Annotated in this window: 14 protein-coding genes; all 14 read left to right on the top strand. The window is 32.2% G+C overall.

Translation table 11 applies throughout. The features are described from left to right. Positions 1-11 precede the first annotated feature (11 nt). The 14 genes from RG22_RS03220 (at position 12) to istB (ending at position 19250) form a co-directional block, all read left to right on the top strand. A complete protein-coding gene (locus RG22_RS03220; protein WP_162183635.1) occupies positions 12-3446 on the top strand; it encodes a SusC/RagA family TonB-linked outer membrane protein in 3435 nt (1144 codons plus the stop codon). Positions 3447-3456: 10 nt separating this feature from the next. Next, on the top strand, positions 3457-4911 hold the full coding sequence (locus tag RG22_RS03215; RefSeq protein ID WP_162183634.1) for a SusD/RagB family nutrient-binding outer membrane lipoprotein: 1455 nt from the start codon (positions 3457-3459) through the stop codon (positions 4909-4911). A gap of 89 nt (positions 4912-5000) precedes the next feature. Continuing rightward, entirely contained in the window at positions 5001-6257 is a 1257-nt protein-coding gene (locus RG22_RS03210) for an NAD(P)/FAD-dependent oxidoreductase (protein ID WP_034040825.1), read from the top strand. 1 nt (position 6258) lies between these two features. Continuing rightward, positions 6259-7275, top strand: a complete 1017-nt coding sequence (locus RG22_RS03205) for a dipeptide epimerase (protein ID WP_034040822.1) — start codon at positions 6259-6261, stop codon at positions 7273-7275. Positions 7276-7380: 105 nt separating this feature from the next. After that, positions 7381-8508 carry a C40 family peptidase gene (locus RG22_RS03200; protein ID WP_162183633.1) on the top strand — a complete coding sequence of 376 codons (1128 nt, stop codon included), beginning with the start codon at positions 7381-7383 and terminating at the stop codon, positions 8506-8508. 10 nt (positions 8509-8518) lie between these two features. Further along, positions 8519-10168 carry an N-acyl-D-amino-acid deacylase family protein gene (locus tag RG22_RS03195; RefSeq protein ID WP_244462110.1) on the top strand — a complete coding sequence of 550 codons (1650 nt, stop codon included), beginning with the start codon at positions 8519-8521 and terminating at the stop codon, positions 10166-10168. Continuing rightward, the gene (locus tag RG22_RS03190) at positions 10165-11040 is read left to right on the top strand and encodes a phosphodiester glycosidase family protein (protein ID WP_034040817.1); all 876 of its coding nucleotides are present in this window, start codon (positions 10165-10167) and stop codon (positions 11038-11040) included. The genes RG22_RS03195 and RG22_RS03190 overlap by 4 nt, the downstream gene beginning before the upstream one ends. 48 nt (positions 11041-11088) lie before the next feature. Continuing rightward, positions 11089-11472 carry a RidA family protein gene (locus tag RG22_RS03185; RefSeq protein ID WP_034040815.1) on the top strand — a complete coding sequence of 128 codons (384 nt, stop codon included), beginning with the start codon at positions 11089-11091 and terminating at the stop codon, positions 11470-11472. 87 nt (positions 11473-11559) lie between these two features. Next, on the top strand, positions 11560-14472 hold the full coding sequence (locus tag RG22_RS03180; RefSeq protein ID WP_034040813.1) for an FAD-binding and (Fe-S)-binding domain-containing protein: 2913 nt from the start codon (positions 11560-11562) through the stop codon (positions 14470-14472). Between the two features lie 89 nt (positions 14473-14561). Then, positions 14562-15128, top strand: a complete 567-nt coding sequence (locus RG22_RS03175; RefSeq protein ID WP_034040811.1) for a hypothetical protein — start codon at positions 14562-14564, stop codon at positions 15126-15128. A gap of 3 nt (positions 15129-15131) precedes the next feature. Further along, positions 15132-16307 (top strand): serine hydrolase domain-containing protein, encoded by a 1176-nt coding sequence (locus RG22_RS03170; RefSeq protein ID WP_034040808.1) that lies wholly within the window; start codon positions 15132-15134, stop codon positions 16305-16307. Between the two features lie 66 nt (positions 16308-16373). Beyond that, positions 16374-16982, top strand: coding sequence for an FISUMP domain-containing protein (locus tag RG22_RS03165; protein ID WP_081997656.1), 609 nt, complete (start codon positions 16374-16376; stop codon positions 16980-16982). 490 nt (positions 16983-17472) lie between these two features. Continuing rightward, positions 17473-18549 carry an ankyrin repeat domain-containing protein gene (locus RG22_RS03160; protein ID WP_034040804.1) on the top strand — a complete coding sequence of 359 codons (1077 nt, stop codon included), beginning with the start codon at positions 17473-17475 and terminating at the stop codon, positions 18547-18549. Next, positions 18546-19250, top strand: coding sequence for an IS21-like element helper ATPase IstB (gene istB, locus RG22_RS03155; protein ID WP_034040801.1), 705 nt, complete (start codon positions 18546-18548; stop codon positions 19248-19250). Before RG22_RS03160 ends, istB begins: the two co-directional genes overlap by 4 nt. Positions 19251-19411: the final 161 nt, after the last annotated feature.

The raw sequence follows: 19411 nt of genomic DNA, 5'->3' as shown, positions 1-19411 counted from the left end.
ACTACAAAATTATGAAAAATATTTTTAAGATTTCTAGTAAATCTATCAAATACCTCATGAAACTCTCCTTACATCTCTTTGTTTTTTTTGGTTTAATAACTTCAATTTTTGCTCACGAAAGTATAGGGCAGAATATTGATGACACTTATGTAAATATTAAATTTAAAAAAGAACCAATTGAACAAGCCTTACAGAAAATAGAAAACACAAGTGGTTTTAGATTAATATATAATCCGAAAAAATTTGAAAATTCTCAAAATGTGACTAAGTCATTTACTGATTCGTCTGTAAGTAGTGTGCTAAAGTTTGTCTTGAAGTTTACAAATATGACATTCGAGCAAGTGGGGACACATATTGTTATTAAAGAACAAATTAATAAAAAAGCTGAAAACACTTCTTTTTTTGAAAATAGAAATGATGCTACTGGAGATTTAGATGCTCAAATTAAAAGTTTAACAATTAAGGATTTAACTGATAAAAATAATTATCAACTAACTATCAAGGGTAAGGTTTCTACAGATGATGGATTGCCCTTGGCAGGTGCGACTGTACTTGAGAAAGGAACATCTAATGGAGCAACAACAGATTTTGATGGGAATTACTCCATAACAGTGTCAAGTGATAATGCAGTCCTTGTATTTTCTTATGTTGGAATGATTTCTGAAGAAGTTGTAGTAACAAATCGAAGTGAGATTGATGTTGTTTTGAAGGAAGATATAGCTGTTTTAAATGAAGTTGTCGTTACTTCGTTTGGAAGAAAAGAACAAAAACGTTCTTTAGGTTATGCTGTGCAAACAATAAAAGGAGATGTAATTGAAGAATCTCAACAGCCTAATGTTGCAAATACTTTGCAGGGACAAATTGCTGGGGTACAAGTAACAAGTTCTGGAGGCACTCCAGGAGCTTCATCTAGCATTCTAATAAGAGGAGGTACGTCTATTGATGGTAATAATCAGCCCTTATTCGTTATTGATGGACTTCCAATAGATAATGAAACTCTTGGGGAACCAATCGGTGCAAGTGGACAATTGGCAAGAACTGTATCAAATTCTAATCGCGCGTTAGATATAAATCCATCAGATATTGAATCTATTTCTGTGCTAAAAGGTCCAGCTGCAGCAGCATTGTATGGCATAAGGGCTTCTAATGGAGCTATTATTATTACTACAAAAAGTGGAAAAAGTGGTGTAACCAAATTTAATTATAGTAGCACGTTTGAGACTATGTCTGTAAATCAAGTTCCAGATACTCAAAGTGCTTTTCAACAAGGAATAGGTGGGGTTGATACTGATACTCATTTATCATGGGGACCAGCTCTTAGTGGAACTGCGTATAACAATTTTGATAATTTTTTTACTACGGGTGATTTAACAACTCATAATTTGAGTGCTAGTGGAGGTTCTGAAAGTGCAACATTTTACTTTAGTGGCTCAAGAACTGATCAAAAAGGAATTATTCCTAATACGGATTATGATAGAACTACAGTAAAAATTAAAGGCAATACTAAGGTATTAAAAAATTTGACTATTGGCGGTTCCGCTAATTATACTAATTCTAATAGTTTGAAACCCTTAGAAGGTCCTGGTGTGTTAGGAGGTTCAGGTGGAGTAATGATTGGTTTAATCAATTGGCCTAAAAATGATGATGTGAGAAACTATCTAAACGCAGATAATAGCCCGAGAAATTTTGGGTCAATAGATAACCCTATTTGGTCGGCTCGTAACAATACTAATAAGGACAAATTAGATCGTTTCATTGGTCTATACAACATGAGCTATGATCCTTTTAATTGGTTAAACATTTCTTATAAATACGGTTTAGATTTTTATAATCAGCATTTTGAAGGATTGCGTACTCCTGGAACTACTTTAACAGGAAACCAAGACGGAGGGCTGTTTTTATCAGAAAATTCTAGTAAAATTAAAACTTCAAATTTAATTTTCACTTTAAATAAAGAAATAGTAGATGGTTTAAACTCCACCCTATTATTGGGTAATAATGTGGAATGGACTAATACTAGTACTACTACGCTTTTTGGGACTGATTTTAATAATTCAGATTTTGTAGGAATTAGAAATACAAGTAATGTTTTATCAGATCAGTTTATAACTAGAAAGCGTATTGTAAGTGCATTCGGTAGTTTACAATTTGACTATAAAAGAATTGCTTTTTTAAGCTTTACAGGGCGTAATGACTGGACATCTACTTTGCCTAGGCAAAATAGAAGCTTCTTTTATCCTTCTGTAGGGGCAAGTCTGGTATTTTCTGAGCTTTTAGATTTAGGAGAAGAATCGTTACTTTCTTATGGTAAAATAAGGGGAACATGGGCAGAAGTAGGTAAAGATGCACCAGCACATAAACTTGCTTCTAGTTTAGAAAACAATCCTGGTACTGGAGGAGGTTTTAGAACCGGATTTTTTGGTAATAATCCATTTTTAAAACCTGAAACAACCGCATCTTTTGAAATAGGGACAGACCTTAGATTCTTTAAGAATAAATTGGGAGTTGATTTTACATATTATAACATAGAGAGTAATGACCAAATCACACAACCTAGAGTAAGCCAAGGAGCTGGTTTTGTATTCTTATTAGTAAATGGTGGTACAGTAGAGAATGAAGGATATGAAATTGCTCTTAATGCCGTGTCAATAAGAAATAACAATTTTAGTTGGAATGTAAATGTTAATTGGAGTACTAACAAAAGTAAATTAGTAAGCCTTCCTTCAGAGTTACCTCTTTTTGTGCAATCTGATGCTATAACTGTTTCTGGTTTAGCTCAAGGAGCATCTTTTGTTGGAGAAACATTTTTTGGATTAGAAGGTTCTTCTTGGCAACGTAACGATAATGGTGATTTAGTTATAGGAGCAGACGGGTACCCTATAGTTCTTACTAATCAAAACTTAAATGCTAATCGAGAGCCAGATTGGATTGGAGGTATTACGAATACTTTTAAATATAAAGATTTTGGTTTATCATTTTTATTTGATTTCAGACAAGGAGGGGATATATTTAATGGTACTGAGCATGAGTTAGTTAAAAGCGGTTTAAGCACTAAAACAATTGATAGAGGTGCCACTACAGTCTTTGATGGAGTTTTAGCTGATGGATCACCTAACACTCAACAAGTTGTTTTAGACCAAAATTATTATCAAAACATATATGCAAGAAATGCTCAAAATTTCATTGAAGATGGAAGCTGGGTAAGGCTAAGATATATTTCTCTTAATTACAATTTACCTGAAAGCATAATTAGCAAGTTGCCAATTAAAAGTGCTTCATTGAATCTTACAGGTAAAAACTTGCTTTTGTTTACTGATTATTCAGGAAGTGATCCAGAAGTAGATTCCGGTGGAGCAGGTGTTAGAGGCACTGGTTCTATTGGTATAGACTATGCAGGTACACCTACGACAAAAGGTGTGTCTTTAGGAATTAATGTTTCATTTTAAAAATAATGTTATGAAAATTATTAAAAATATATTGGCAATTGCTTTTTTGGCAATTGTATTTCAATCTTGCTCCAATGACTTCTTTGATATTAATGAAGATCCTAATGGACCTACGTCAACAACACCAGATAAAATGATGCCAAGTGTTATAGACGGAACTATGAATATGATGGGGCTAACATCATTCGTTACTACAACAATTACACAGCATCGTTCTTTTACTTGGGGAGTACCTAACGACTGGTCTACTTTTGCATGGACTAATTATTCGTTTCAAAACAATTATTGGCGTGTAGGGTCTAACAATGAATTAATGATGCAGTTTGCAGAAGAAGAAGGTTCGCTTCATTATAGAGGAGCAGGAAAACTTATAAAAGCTTTTGCGTTCAGTGTAACTGTAGATTTTTTTGGTGATGTGTATTATACAGATGCTTTTAAAGGGGTTAGTCAACCTAAGTTTGATGATGGAGAATTTGTATATAGAGAATTACTAAATTTATGTGATGAAGGTATTTCGGATCTTCAAAGTAATAATAATTTTAGACCATTATCTGAAGGCGATATTATGTATAATGGAGATCTGAATAAATGGATTCGTTTTGGATATAGTTTAAAGGCTAGATTGCTAAATCACTTAACTAAAAAATCCTACTATGACCCTTCTGAAGTTTTGAGTCTTGTAGATCAGGGTTTTACAAGTACAACAGATGATGCTGGATTTGTTTACTCAGGAGCTTGGGAGCAATCTAATCCTTGGGGACCAACAGGGAGTTCAGACGGTTATGGAGGTTACAGTACATTTTGGCATAAAACAGTTGTTGATTATTTAAAAGGAGATAATTTAGGTGGTGTTGAAGATCCAAGAATTAACTTCATTGTTAATACAGCAGCAGCTGACGGAGAATATAGAGGAGTCAAAGATGGGAATACCTTAGATGGTATGAATGCAGACATGGTTAGTCCTACTTTTGGGAAATATTATACCACTGATACAACCCCTTATCCTTTGATGACGTTTGAAGAAGTAAAATTTATAGAAGCTGAAGCAGCCTTTTTAGCAGATAATAAAAATCGTGCTTTAAGTGCGTTAGAATCTGGCGTAATTGCTAATATGCTAAAAGTAGGAGTATCTCAGGTAGATATTGATGCTTATTTAGCAAATCCCACTGTATTTCCACAAACAACTGCTTCTTTAACACTAAGCCACATTATGATGCAGAAATATTTGTCTCTTGGGTTTAACCCTGAAATTTGGGTTGATATGAGACGTCATGATTATAGTACAAATATATACCCAGCTCTACAGCAACCAGATAATCCTAATGCTGCTTTTGGAGGAGAATGGATAAGACGAATGGAAGTGTTCTCGACAGAAATTCAATACAATCCAGCCGAAGTAGAGCGTATTGGTGGAAATGATAGTGACTATATGATTAAAAAAGTATGGTGGGATATAGAGGAATAAAAGGTTAGTTTTTGAGTTAGTTTAGTTTTAATTTTTTTGATCAAGTGCCCCATTTCTGGGGCACTAGTTTAATAATTTATTTGTGTTATATGAATTACGTGCATGCCGAACAGCTTATAGTTGGAGGGGGTATTATTGGGCTTTGTACTGCTTATTATTTAGTAGAGAAAGGGTGTAATGTTACTATAATAGATAAAGGGCCCAAAATTGAGGCTGCTTCACATGGTAATTGTGGTTTAATTAGTCCTAGCCATGCTTTACCATTAAATGATCTACATTTAATGAAAAAGGCTCTTGTTTGGATACTTAAATCTAACTCTCCGTTCTATATTAAACCGAGATTAGACCCTTCTCTTTTAAAATGGTTTGTAAATTTTACCTTGAAAACCAATAATACTCAGATTCATAAATCCATGATTGGTCGGTATCAGTTAATGGAAAGCTCTAAAAAACTATACCAAGAGATGTTCATTAAGCATAATATAGATTGTGGTTGGAAAGAAGAAGGGATTTTATTTGTGTGTAAAAAAGAAAGTACATTCAATCATATGGCTAAGAATATAGGGTATACTAAAAGAGAAATCGGTTTAAACGCTAAATCATTTGTTGGTAGTGAACTTATTAAAAAGGAACCAGCAATTAAAGAAGATATCTATGGCGGATGGTTATATGAAATGGATGGGCATCTAAAACCTGACAAACTAATATCTGAATTAACTCAGATACTAATTGATAAAGGTGTTAAATTTTTAAATGATATCGAAGTACAGAAAATAGATACAACTAATGATAAGGTCTTAGGTGTATCCTTAGAAAACCATAGAATAAAGTCAGATAATTTGATAATATGTTCTGGGGCATTATCACCCAAACTACTAAAAACACTTGAAATCAATATTCCTATTGTACCGGGAAAAGGTTACAGTATCACTATGGATAGCCCTGTTGGAGCTCCAAAAATACCATGTATTTTACAAGAAAGGAAAACAGTTGCTACACCTTGGGGTAATAAGGGCTACAGGTTGGGAGGGACTATGGAGTTTTCCGGATATCAAAAAGGTTTAAACAGAAGAAGATTAGAGGCTTTGAAAACTTCAAGCGAGGAATATTTAATTAATCCATACAATAATAACATAATTGAAGAATGGTGGGGTTGGCGCTCAATGACTCCTGACGGACTGCCAATAATATCGCGATCAAGAAAATATAGTAATTTAATTTTAGGTTGTGGGCATAATATGTTAGGAATGAGTATGGGGTCAGCCACAGGGAAGTTAATTTCAGAAATCATTATTGGTCAAAGGCTGCATCTCGATTCATCATTTTATTCTATTGAACGTTTTTGATATGTATTTAAAATGGACAATAAAGGAGATTGAACTTAAGCAAAAGTTTAGTATATCAAGACATAGTTACTCTAAAAGGAAGACAGTTATCGTTGAACTTTCACATAAAGGATTTAAAGGCTATGGAGAGGTTAGTGCTAATAGCTATTATAATATAACTACTAATGATATTGTTAATTGTTTGGCCATTAATAAAGACTTCATCGAGAGAATAGATTTTGTGAATCCAGAATTATTTTGGATTCAATTAAAGGCTATACTACATGATAATTATTTTGTACTAAGTGCCCTAGATGCTGCAGCCTATGACTTAATGGGTAAATTACAGGGTATTTCTATACATCAAATGCTCGGTGCTAGTAAGAATGGCTACCCAACTAGTTATACAATCGGAATCAATTCTTTAGAAATGATGACAAGGCAAATTAGAGATAATAAATGGCCTTTATATAAGGTAAAATTGGGAACTGAAAATGATATCGAGATTATTGAAGGCTTAAGAAAAATTTCAAATGCTGATTTTATAGTCGATGCAAATTGCGCTTGGGGTTTAAATGAATCTATTTATAAATCTAAAGAGTTAAAAAGTCTTGGTGTCATTTTTATTGAACAGCCCTTAAAATCTGATAATTATGTAGAAATGGAAGAGCTTAGTTCAAAAGCTCATTTACCAATTATTGCTGATGAGAGCTGCATCATATTAGAGGATGTTGAAAAATGCGCAAAAGTTTTTAACGGAATTAATATAAAATTAGCTAAATGCGGCGGTATAACTCCAGCAATGAAAATGATAGAAATAGCTAAGAATAAAAACATAAAAATAATGATAGGCTGCATGGTTGAATCGACAATCGCAACTGCCGCTGCTTTACCCTTGCTAAGTTTTGCTGATTTTGGGGATCTAGATGGTCCATTATTGCTTAACGATGATTTGGCATCAGGACTCATCTATGAAAATGGATTAATAAAAGTACCTCAAGGTTCGGGACTTGGAATAAGTGTAAAAGAAATCTTTTGAAAATAAATAAAATTTTAAAGTATGTTTTTTGAATTAAGAAATACTGTATTGGTAACTTTTGTTATTTATATGAATATTCAATGTTCGAATCATAATAAAACCGTGATGAATAAATTAGAAGTGACAATTGAAGAAGTTAAGAAACTACATATTAATGATTCAAAAAATGAATTATATGAATTAGTTATTGATGAAGACCAAGATATCATTAATTTAACTGGTGTGACTACTTCAAAGAATGCTTTTTTAGATATTAAAGAGAGATTAAAGAATTTTATTGAGGTAAACAATTTTGTAAATCTGGTTCCTGAATTTAATTCTACCAATAGAATATATGGGGTCTGCAATGTCTCAGTTGGAAATATAAGAGCTATTCCTGATCACAGTGCTGAACTTAGTTCGCAAATATTACTAGGCCATCCTGTTTTGATTTTAATGAATGAAGATGGTTGGTTAAGAGTTCAGACTGGAGACAATTATATTGGTTGGATAAATAAGGAATCAATTATTTCAATGGATAGAGCCGAATTTAAGGAATGGACTTTAAATCCAAAAGTAATCATTACGAATCCATTTTGTTTTTCATATAAAGAAATTGGAGTTGATTCACCGGTTATATCAAATCTTACTGCAGGCAATATTTTAAAACTAAGTTCTAGTTCACTTGATAAGCACCATGAGATTGAATATCCTGATGGGAGAAAAGCAATGGTATTAAAAGAGAATACAAGAGATTTTGAGGAATGGAAATCTTCACTGGACCTAAACGGAACTAATATTATACAATTAGCAAATCAATTTATTGGCATTCCATACTTATGGGGCGGATCGACATACAAAGGAGTCGATTGTAGCGGTTTTACTCAGTTTATTTATTTTTTTAATGGCGGAAGGTTGCCAAGGGATGCTTCGCAACAATTTAGAAAAGGAGTTTTTATTGATTCTATTGGCAACTTTAGTGCAATGGAAAAAGGTGATTTGATTTTTTTCGGGCGAAGGGAAAAGGATAAAATAAAGATTAATCATGTTGGTATTTCACTTGGTCAAAGTAAGTTCATTCATGCTTCTGGAGAAGGTATGGTGAAAGTAAATAGTTTAGATTCAACCAAACCGGATTTTAGTCTTAAAGAGTATAAAAAGTATATCGCAGCTAAACGATATTTAAATATACGTAATCATAATGTTAATGATTCGGTAGATATTAATTTCTTTAAAAATTTTATTTATGAATAAAAGTATAGTATTGATTTTATTATTCGTTGGTTTATTTTCCTGTAATAAAGATATTCACTACGATATTATTATAAGAAAGGGAACTATATATGACGGTCTTCAAAGTGAACCATATATTTCTGACATAGGAATTAAGGATGGTCTTATAATTAAAATTGGAGATTTAGAGAAAAAGACAGCAAAAAGGGTTATCGATGCCAAAGGATTGGAAGTTTCTCCTGGATTTATAAATGTATTAAGCTGGGCAGATCTTTCACTTCTTGAAGATGGCAGGGGTATGAGTGATTTAGTACAAGGAGTTACTACAGAGGTTTTTGGTGAAGGCATTTCCAGAGGTCCTTTGAACGAATCTATGCAAAAAGAATGGGAACATCCATACTGGAAAACATTGGGGGAATTTTTAGAATATTCTAAAAGTAAAGGTGTTACACAAAACATTGGATCAATGGTGGGAGCTACAACGATTAGAATCAATGTATTAGGGAGTGATAGTATCGTTCCAAATAAAGAGGAATTGAATAAAATGAAAAATTTGGTTGAACAATCAATGTTAGAAGGGGCTTTGGGGCTTTCCTCAGCTTTAATTTATACACCAGCTAATTACGCATCCACAGAAGAATTAATTGAATTGGCTAAAATAGTCAGTAACTACGGAGGAATTTATACATCTCATATAAGAAGCGAAGGAAATGATTTTGAGTCTGCAGTAAATGAGTTTATTGAGGTTGTAGAAAAAGCTAACATTAGAGGTGAAATTTATCATTTAAAGGCAGCGGGTAAGACCAATTGGAACAAATTGGACCATGTTATAAAGAAAATAGATTCTGCTAATGCCAATGGATTAAAAATAACAACTGATATGTATGCATATACCGCAGCAGCAACGGGACTTAACGCTTGTATGCCTCCTTGGGTTAAAAAAGGCGGATTTGATGAATGGTTAAATAGGTTAAAAGATAAAAACCTAAGACATTTAATATTAAAAGAAATAAGAAGTGTTAATGGAGAGTGGGAAAACTTTTTTACTGCGGTTGGGGATCCTGAAAAAATATTGGTTACAGGATTTAAAGAAGAGAGTCTTAAGCAGTATACTGGAAAAAGTTTATTAGAAATTTCTAAATCTTTAAACCTAAGTCCTGAAGAAACTATAGTGGAACTAATCATTAGAAATAAAGAGGATGTAAATGCCGTATATTTTTTAATGTCTGAAGAGAATGTTAAGAAGAAAATCAAGCTACCTTATATGACTTTTTGTTCTGATTCATATGCTGTAGCGCCCGAAGGAGATGCTCTTAATTCAAACCCTCATCCAAGGGCTTATGGTAATTTTTCAAGATTATTGGGAAAGTATGTTAGAGATGAAAAGGTTATTTCTCTTGAAGAAGCTATTGGTAAATTAACGTTGTCACCTGCTATAAATTTTGGTATTGAGAAGCGAGGAGCCATTTTGGAAGGATGGCACGCCGATGTTTTAGTATTTGATTTGGATGAAATAAATGATAAAGCAACCTATGCTAACCCTCACCAATATAGTACTGGGATGAAGAATGTGATAATTAACGGAAAAATGGCTTTGGATGATGGGAAACATCAAAATATTTTTCCTGGGGAAATAATCCGTGGTCCTGGTTACAATAAAAATAAAATTAAGTATAAATGATACATATGTTAATTAAACAGTTTAGTCTTTTGTTTATCTTTTTATTATTGATTAATTGTAAAACAAATTACACTAAAACTCAAAAACATGTTAATATAGTTTGGGATAATAAAGAATTGAATGAAGGTATAATTCATAAAAGCATTTTAAAACAAGAACTTTTTAATTCTAAACAAACAATAAATGTATTAGAAATAGATTTAAGAATAATGAATCTAAAACCTATAGTTGTATTTGATGGTAAAAAGTTTATTAAACCTTCAACATGGGGTAGCAAATTAAATGGAATGTTCGCCATAAATGGAAATTTTTTTGATATAGATAATGGTGGTTCCGTATGTTACTTTAAAAGAAATGATACTTTAATTAACAACTCTAAGCCGGATCCAGAAGAATTATTGTTTTTGCCAATGTTAGATGAAGGCGCTATTGCCATTGATGCTAATGAATCGTTGCATATTCTCAAAAAACCTATGGCAGGTTGGGAGACTGTCAAAAATTATAATACGATTCTTTCTTCTGGTCCTTTATTAATATGGCAAGGAAATATATTAGAGCAGGATAACATTCCATTTATTACTGATAGACATGCACGTTCAGCTTTGGGGATTTCAAAGAATAAATTATTTCTTTTTGTTGTTGATGGTTATCGTCAAGAAGCATCTGGGATGACTATACGGGAGTTAAGTTTGATGATGAAATCGCTGGGATGTAATGCAGCTATTAATTTAGACGGAGGAGGGTCTTCTACATTATGGGTTAATGTTGGTGAATCGAAGGGGGTCTTAAATTATCCAAGCGATAATGAAATATTTGATCATGAAGGGGAAAGAAAGGTCGCAAATAGTTTAGTTTTTACCGAAAATAATTGAATGAATTTAGAGTTTAATGAATTTAAATAGAATGTTTAAAAAATAAATATGAAAAAAATAATTAACACAACAAATGCTCCGGCTCCAATTGGGCCTTATAACCAAGCCATGTTAGTCAATAACATATTGTATATCTCAGGTCAATTACCTATAGATTCCCAAACGGGTGAAGTAGTAGATAAAACTATAAAACACGAAACGGAAAAGTGTATGGAAAATTTACAAGCTATTTTATCAGAAGCAGGTATGTCATTTGAAGATGTTATAAAGACATCTATTTTCATTAAGGATATGAAGCAGTTTTCTGATATAAATGAGGTTTATGGTAGTTATTTTAATAGTGAAACTGCGCCTGCCAGAGAAACAATAGAGGTTTCGAACTTACCCAAATATGTTAATGTGGAAATATCGATGATTGCGATAAAACAATAAGGTCAATTCAAGTTTTAAGTACGGTGATGTGATTAATTGGCTGACATTTCTATAACAACTGCATAAAGGAGAAATAAAGACCCTAATATGAGGAAACTATTAGCAGAATTGAAAAAAAAGATAAATGGTGAGATGCATATCGATTTGTTGCATAAGCTTATTTATTCAACCGATGCCTCCGTTTATAGAAAATTGCCTTTAGGTGTAGTATATCCTAAAAACAGTCAAGATTTAAAAACATTAATTGATTTTGCTTCAAAAAATAGCGTCCCTCTTATACCTAGAGCAGCTGGCACTTCCTTAGCGGGGCAATGTGTTGGAGATGGTCTTATTGTAGACATTTCAAAATATTTCACAAAGATACTAGGCTTTGATGAAAAAAGTAAAACAGTTACTATACAACCTGGGGTTATTAGAGATGAATTGAATGATTTTTTGGCACCTTATAATCTTTTTTTTGGACCCAATACTTCAACAAGTAATAGATGTATGATTGGTGGCATGGTAGGGAATAATTCTTCAGGAACAACCTCTATAAAATATGGTGTTACCAGAGATAAAGTCATTGAACTTAAAACTATATTAAGCGATGGCTCTGAAGTTGTTTTTAACGATCTTAAAAGTGAAGACTTTTTCTCGAAAATGGATGGCGATTCTTTAGAGAGCACTATTTATAAATCTATTTACAACGAACTTAATAATGTTGATAATCAATTAGAAATTAAAAAGAAATACCCGAAGAGTTCCATTCACAGAAGGAATAGTGGTTATGCGGTTGATGAACTACTTAAATCAAAGTTATTTGGAGGAAATGATTCATTTGTAAACTTATCAAAATTATTAACTGGTAGCGAAGGGACTCTAGCATTTACAACAGAAATAAAGTTACAATTAGATGATTTACCACCTTCAAATAATATCGTTGTGGCTGGTCATTTTAAGAGTATTCAAGAAAGTATGGCAGCTGTTGTTATTGCTATGGAACATGACCTTTATACTTGTGAGTTGATGGATAAAACAATCTTAGACTGCACTAAAAACAATAGAGAACAGCTTAAAAACAGGTTTTTTGTAGAAGGTGACCCAAAAGCCATATTAATGTTTGAAATCTGTACAAATGATGAGGACGAATCTAATATGTTGGCTAATGCATTAATTTTAGATTTAAAAAAAAACAAATTAGGATATGCTTATCCAAAACTTACGGGCACTGAAATATATCAAGCTTTAGAACTTCGTAAAGCTGGACTGGGTTTACTAGGAAATATTGTTGGTGATGATAAAGCGGTTGCCTGTATTGAAGATACAGCTGTTGAAGTAAAGGATTTACCAGATTATATATCTGAGTTTTCCCAAATGATGAAAGAATTTGGTCAAGAAGCTGTTTACTATGCCCATGCTGGTGCAGGCGAATTGCATTTACGCCCAATTCTTAATTTAAAAAAGCAAGAAGATGTTGCCCTGTTTAGGGAAATAACAAATAAGACTGCCCAATTGGTGAAAAAATATGGAGGGTCTTTTAGTGGAGAGCATGGTGACGGTATTGTAAGAGCGGAATTTATTCCAAAAATGATAGGTGATAAAAATTATGCCCTTCTAAAAAGAATAAAGCAGTCCTTTGATCCAAATAATATTTTTAATAGAGGTAAAATCATTGATCCATTTCCAATGGATAAAAACCTTCGATATGAAATTGATAGAGAAGAACCAGCAATTGAAACGATTCAAGACTTTTCAGATAGTTTAGGGATTTTAAGAGCTGCTGAAAAATGCAACGGCTCGGGTGATTGTAGAAAACTACCCGAATCTGGCGGTACTATGTGTCCTAGTTATAGAGCAACAAGAAAAGAAAAAGATACAACACGTGCCAGAGCAAATGCGCTTAGAGAGTTTCTGACCACTTCTGAGAAGAAGAATAAATTCAATCATGAAGAACTCCATGACATATTTGACTTATGTATAAGCTGTAAAGCATGTGCAAGTGAATGTCCAAGTAACGTTGATGTATCTTCCTTAAAAACAGAGTTTTTACATCAATACCATAAGGAGAATGGTATCCCATTTAGATCAAAAATATTTGCACATAATGTAAAATTAAACAAGATAGGAAGTCTTGCCCCGTCTCTTACCAATTATATATTAAATGCCAATACCACAAAGAAAATAATGGGCATTTCCACAAAAAGAAGTATTCCAAAATTATCTAATTCAACTTTTCAAAGTTGGTACAGAAAGAATGAAAAGAGATTTAGAAATCTTCCAAATAAAAAAGGTGAAGTGTTTCTTTTTATTGACGAATTTGTTAATTATTATGATGTTGCTATTGGAAAAGATACCATGGAACTGTTAACAAAATTGGGTTATAAAGTGAATATAACCAACCATAAAGAAAGCGGCAGAAGCGCTATTTCTAAAGGTGTCTTAAACAAGGCAAAGAAAATCACTGATATTAATGTCAATTTTTTTAAAGACCATATTACAGAAGATAAGCCATTAATAGGCATAGAACCTTCTGCTATATTATCATTTAGAGATGAATATTTGAGATTAGCTTCTGATAAGGTTTCTGCAGAAAAAATTGCAAAAAACACGTTCACAATAGAAGAGTTTTTATTGCGTGAATTTAAAAAAAACAATATTTCGTCCAATCAGTTTACAAAAGAGGCACAAGTCATAAAAGTGCACGGCCACTGTCACCAAAAGGCTTTAAGTAGCATGGAGCCGACATTTAAAGTGCTGTCAATTCCTGAAAATTATAAAGTAACCATTATTAATTCGGGTTGCTGTGGAATGGCAGGATCATTTGGTTATGAAAAAGAGCATTTCGATATAAGCGTTAAAATCGGAGAAGATACATTATTTCCAAAAATCAGAAATATAGATGATGACATTATCATTGCTGCTTCTGGAGCTAGTTGCAGACATCAAATTGACGATGTTGTTGGTAAAAAGGCTTATCATCCATCAACTATTTTGTTTAAATCTTTTGTCTCGTCCTGAATTAAGTTGACACAAAATCGACTTACTATGAAAAGTAAAGACATATTTAGTTAACCAAAAATATTCAAATTTTTAACAATAATCATTAAATGAAAAAATTAATTATAGTCGCAGCTGTATTTATTTCAACTACTATAAATGCTCAAGACAATAAACAACTATCCATTTCAATTATGAATGAAAACATTCATTACAAGGCAAAAGGGTTTAACAATTTTAATCCAGGGGGAGAAATTGGTATGACCCTAAAAAAGAAAGACAGAAAATACTTTTTTTCTGAATTCAATATTTATGCAGGAGGCTATTATCACAAAAAAGTTGAAACGGCTTTTTATTTGAGAGGAGATTATTCATTTGGGATAAAACTTCAGGATGTTTTGGCAATTGATTTGCATGGTGGATTAGGCTATATGCATACATTTTACCCAGGACATCTTTACGAACAAAATAATAATGGTGATTTTGAGAAAATTAACCAAACTGGAAGACCTCATGCTATTGCAAATGCTGGTTTAGGCATTACGGTTTTAAGTTCAGGAAGAGTTAAACCATTTATAAAATATGAACTTATGGGAGAAACGCCATTTGCAAATGGAATTCCATTTGTTCCACATTCATTTTTAAAACTGGGAATCAAGTATAATTTTAAAAAATAAACTATGAAAACTAATAAATACATCATAATTTTTATAGCGCTCACTTTTTTATCCTGTGAAAAACCAGAAACATTCAGTGAAGATAAGTATAGTTGTCAGAGTATTATTCCAGAAGAAATGTTCTCACACCCAAAGGCAGCATTATATCAAGAGATTTTAAATAGAAATCAAAGACTAGGACTCGTTGGTGCATCATTAATGATAAGAGATGATGATGGCATTTGGGTCGGTGCTGTTGGTAAAGCAGATATTGCTTCAAATGTAGATATAAAACCTTGCCATCGGTTTTTAATTGCGAGCATAACAAAATCATTTACCGCAGCAGCAATTTTTAAATATATAGATCAAGGAGTATTGAGCTTAGAAGACAAAGCTAAAGATTATTTACCAATATCAATTTATAATAAATTGACAAATAGTAAAGAAGCTAAAATAAAGCATTTATTAAATCATACTAGTGGTATTCCTGATTATTATACCATAAATTACGAATTAGATCGCATAAATGAAGTTTATAATAATTGGACACAATATGATATTATTAAATATGCTTTTAATCAAGACGCTACAAATGCTATAGGCGAGACCTACGAGTACTCAAATTCTAATTACTTATTATTAGGGATTATATTAGAGCGTATTTCAGGACAACTACTTGAAGATATCTACGATGAAAAAATATTTAATCCATTAAATTTAAGTAGTGGTTACTATAGTGCAAATAATCCTATAAGTGATGACACAGTGAAAGGTTATGTAGATTTATATGGTAATGGTCAGTATGTCGAGAGTCAGTTTCTATATAAAGATGAATTAGGGACTGCAGACGGAGGGATTGCAATGAATGCATACGATTTAGGATTATTTTTTGAGGGCTTGTTCAATAAAAACCTAATTTCTGAAAATTCATTAAACGAAATGATAAATTGGTTTGCATTGCCACAAGATTGGGTAGATGAAGATTTCGGGCACTTTCAAAATGGTTATGGCTTGGAGTATAACCAAACGACTTATGGTAACTCTGTTGGACACACAGGAGGCATTGATGGGTTTTTGAGTATTGCACAATATTTCCCAGAAAGTGATAAAACATTTGTATTACTTGTAAATAGCGGTTCATACGAAAACCAAGCGAGAATTAATATTTATAATGAAGTTCTTCAATTAATGTTTAATTAATGAAGCCTTGTGTCTTATGAGAAATAAGCTTATTAAAAGTTAAGTTAATTACAAAACAATATAGAAATGAAAAAAATAATTTTGCTATCAGTTACTTTATTTTTTGCAGTCAATATGTTTGTTGACAGCAGAGATAATGTAGTTTATCATACTATTAGAGTTGGAAACAAAACATGGCTCAAGGAAAATTTAAAATTTATTTTTGAAGATTCTTCAGCAAATCGAACTCACTCATTAAAAATCAAAGATTATTTTGAAAAATATGGAGCATATTATAGTTATGATTCTGCAATGGATGCTTGTCCTGAAGGTTTCCATCCAATTACAATACAGGAGTTCAAATTATTAGTTAAGGAAATGAAAGGAACACATAATGAACTAGGAGGGAAGATTGTTAGTAAAAAAGAGCTGGACAAATATGGCTTTAAGCTTGGTGGACTTTCAAGTGCATCCCGAAAAGTAAACTGGAATGAACAAATTGGATTTTACTGGACAAGTTCTGATACTATGAAAACATATTACAAAAAACCTGAAGATGGTTTGCAACGGCATCTAATTGGGTTGCATATCTATAATAAAAAAGATACAGATTCCTTTAATATAGAACCAACATACGTTTATGCCAAAGAAAACTTTTCAAGATTATATTTAAACTGTAAGTGCGTAAGCAATTAAAGCATAGTGTTTTATGGTTTTTGTTCAATTCTTAAAAGTGAAATGTTTAACTAAAAAATTAACGCTATACTTTATACCTGAAATTATTCCAATGGTATTATTAATATTATTCTATTTAGTTGACAATGATAATGTACCTAACATTTTATTTTAATATTAGTTGATTTATAGATTACCATTCCAATGATGCTTTATCTAATAGCAAAAGATCAATTTATAAAAAAAGAAGAACTTATAAGGTGGAAGAACGTTCTTAAAAATGCAAAAATAATTGAATTCAATTGCGGGCATTTTGTTCAAGAGGAAGCGTTTGAAGATTCCATAAAGCCATTAAGCGAATTTCTTGAAAATAAATTATAGGACTAGCCTTAGGCAAATAAATTATACTGAAAAAAGTAAAATAAATAATTATGAGCATTATAAAATTGAACATTAAACCTACATTTTATTCCAATTCTTTAATCATAAAACTAAGAAATTAACGAGCTACATGCTAATTCTTATTTGCCTTATAAACATACATCAAACAAGAGCACAAGACTCTATTATAGATATAAACACATTTGATGAAAACGGGAAAACAGCATTAATAATAGCTGTTTCAAGTAAAAAATTAGATGAAGTAAAAGCTCTTATAAAAAGAGGAGCTAATATTAATTTGGCAGAAAAAAAAGGACTAAAGGGCACACCATTAATGTACGCCGCTTCTACAGGGAATATAGAGTTGTGTAAGCTATTGATTGAAAATAACGAAAATATTAATCAATTGGACGTTAATAAAGATCACGCTTTGAACTGGGCAACTTTTTATGGTCATATTGCTGTTATGAAATTGCTTATTAAAAATGGTACTGACCTTAGCATTAAGAGCAAGCATGGAACAGCTTTAGATGTTTCTCAAAGGTTGTGGCATGATGATTCGGTAGCTGATGTGTTCAGATCCATTAAACAAGCAAAAATGCTTTCAAAAAATGAGGAAAAGTTCGTTAAGGCACTTAATGAGGAAAATTATAATGCTCTTAAAAAGTTATTTAAAAAAGGGGTTTCTCCCAATTTAAAAGATGAAATAGGAATTCCCATGTTACAGCTAGCATCACAAAAGGGGAATTTAGAGATGGTTAGTTTTTTGATTGATAATGGTGCAGATATAAACTGTATTAATAGAGTTGGGCAGACGCCTCTTACTTGGGCATCGCGTTTTGGTCATGTTGATGTTGTTCAATATTTGTTGAAAGAAGGAGCAGATGCTAATAAAACAGATCAAGAATATCAATTAACTTCATTAATTGGAGCTGCAGTTGGAGGCCATGCCTCTATTGGAGAATTACTTATTAGTAATGGTGTTCTAATAAACCATAAAGATGTAATTAATAATGCAGCTCCATTGCATTGGGCTATATTTTATGGTAATACTGATTTTGTTGAATTACTTATTGATAATGGAGCTAATTACCATGAAAAGGCCATGGAACAAAACATGTATTCTGCCTATGATATGGCTAAAAATTACAAAAATAAAAGGTTAATAAAACTAATTGAAGAAAAGGATTTGCAAAAAAACAGATGAAGCTCTTAAGGCTTTATGGCATGCATGGCGCATTTACAACAACATTAGAAACAACTGGTGTTGATTATACCAATGACGAACTCATTGCTTTTTTAATACAAGCTGAATGGGATGATAAGCAAAACAGAAAAATCGAGCGATTAACCAAATCAGCTAGGTTTAGATACAAAGCCAGTACGGAAGAAATTATTTTTAATAATGGAAGAAGTGTTGATAAAAATCAATTAATGCGATTTATATCAGGTGATTTCATTAAAAATAAAGAAAACATCCTTATTACAGGAAGCACAGGTGTAGGGAAGAGTTTTATTGCTTCTGCCTTAGGATACCAAGCGTGTACTTTAGGTTATAAAGTTAAATATTATAATATCAACAAACTCTTTGGGAAGCTTAAAAGTGCCAAAGCTGATGGTTCTTATTTAAAAGAAATTGATAGAATAGAAAAACAAGACCTCATTATACTTGATGATTTTGGGTTGCAGCAACTCGACAACACTAAAAGACAGGCATTCATGGAAATTATTGAAGATAGACATGGGAAGAAATCAACCGTCATTGCTTCGCAATTACCTGTGATTAACTGGCATGAAATCATTGGAGAACAAACCATCGCAGATGCTATTTTAGACCGATTGGTACACTCAGCTCATAGAATTGATTTAAAAGGGGAATCGATGAGAAAAAAAAGACAACAATTATAACAGAAAATTTAATACTTTTAAAATGTTGAAACACACACTTTTTGGACCTGGTTTACTATGCTCAATTTAAATAGGAATACATGGGTCAACTTCACAAGAATATGCACATATAGGCACCGATTAACGCACCTTACTGTATTTTAAAAATTAAATGAACTTAA

Origin of the sequence: Wocania ichthyoenteri Th78, from assembly GCF_000789235.1 — a bacterium.
In the GTDB taxonomy this organism is placed as follows: Bacteria; Bacteroidota; Bacteroidia; order Flavobacteriales; family Flavobacteriaceae; genus Wocania_A; species Wocania_A ichthyoenteri.
This window is presented reverse-complemented; position numbering and strand designations above follow the sequence as displayed.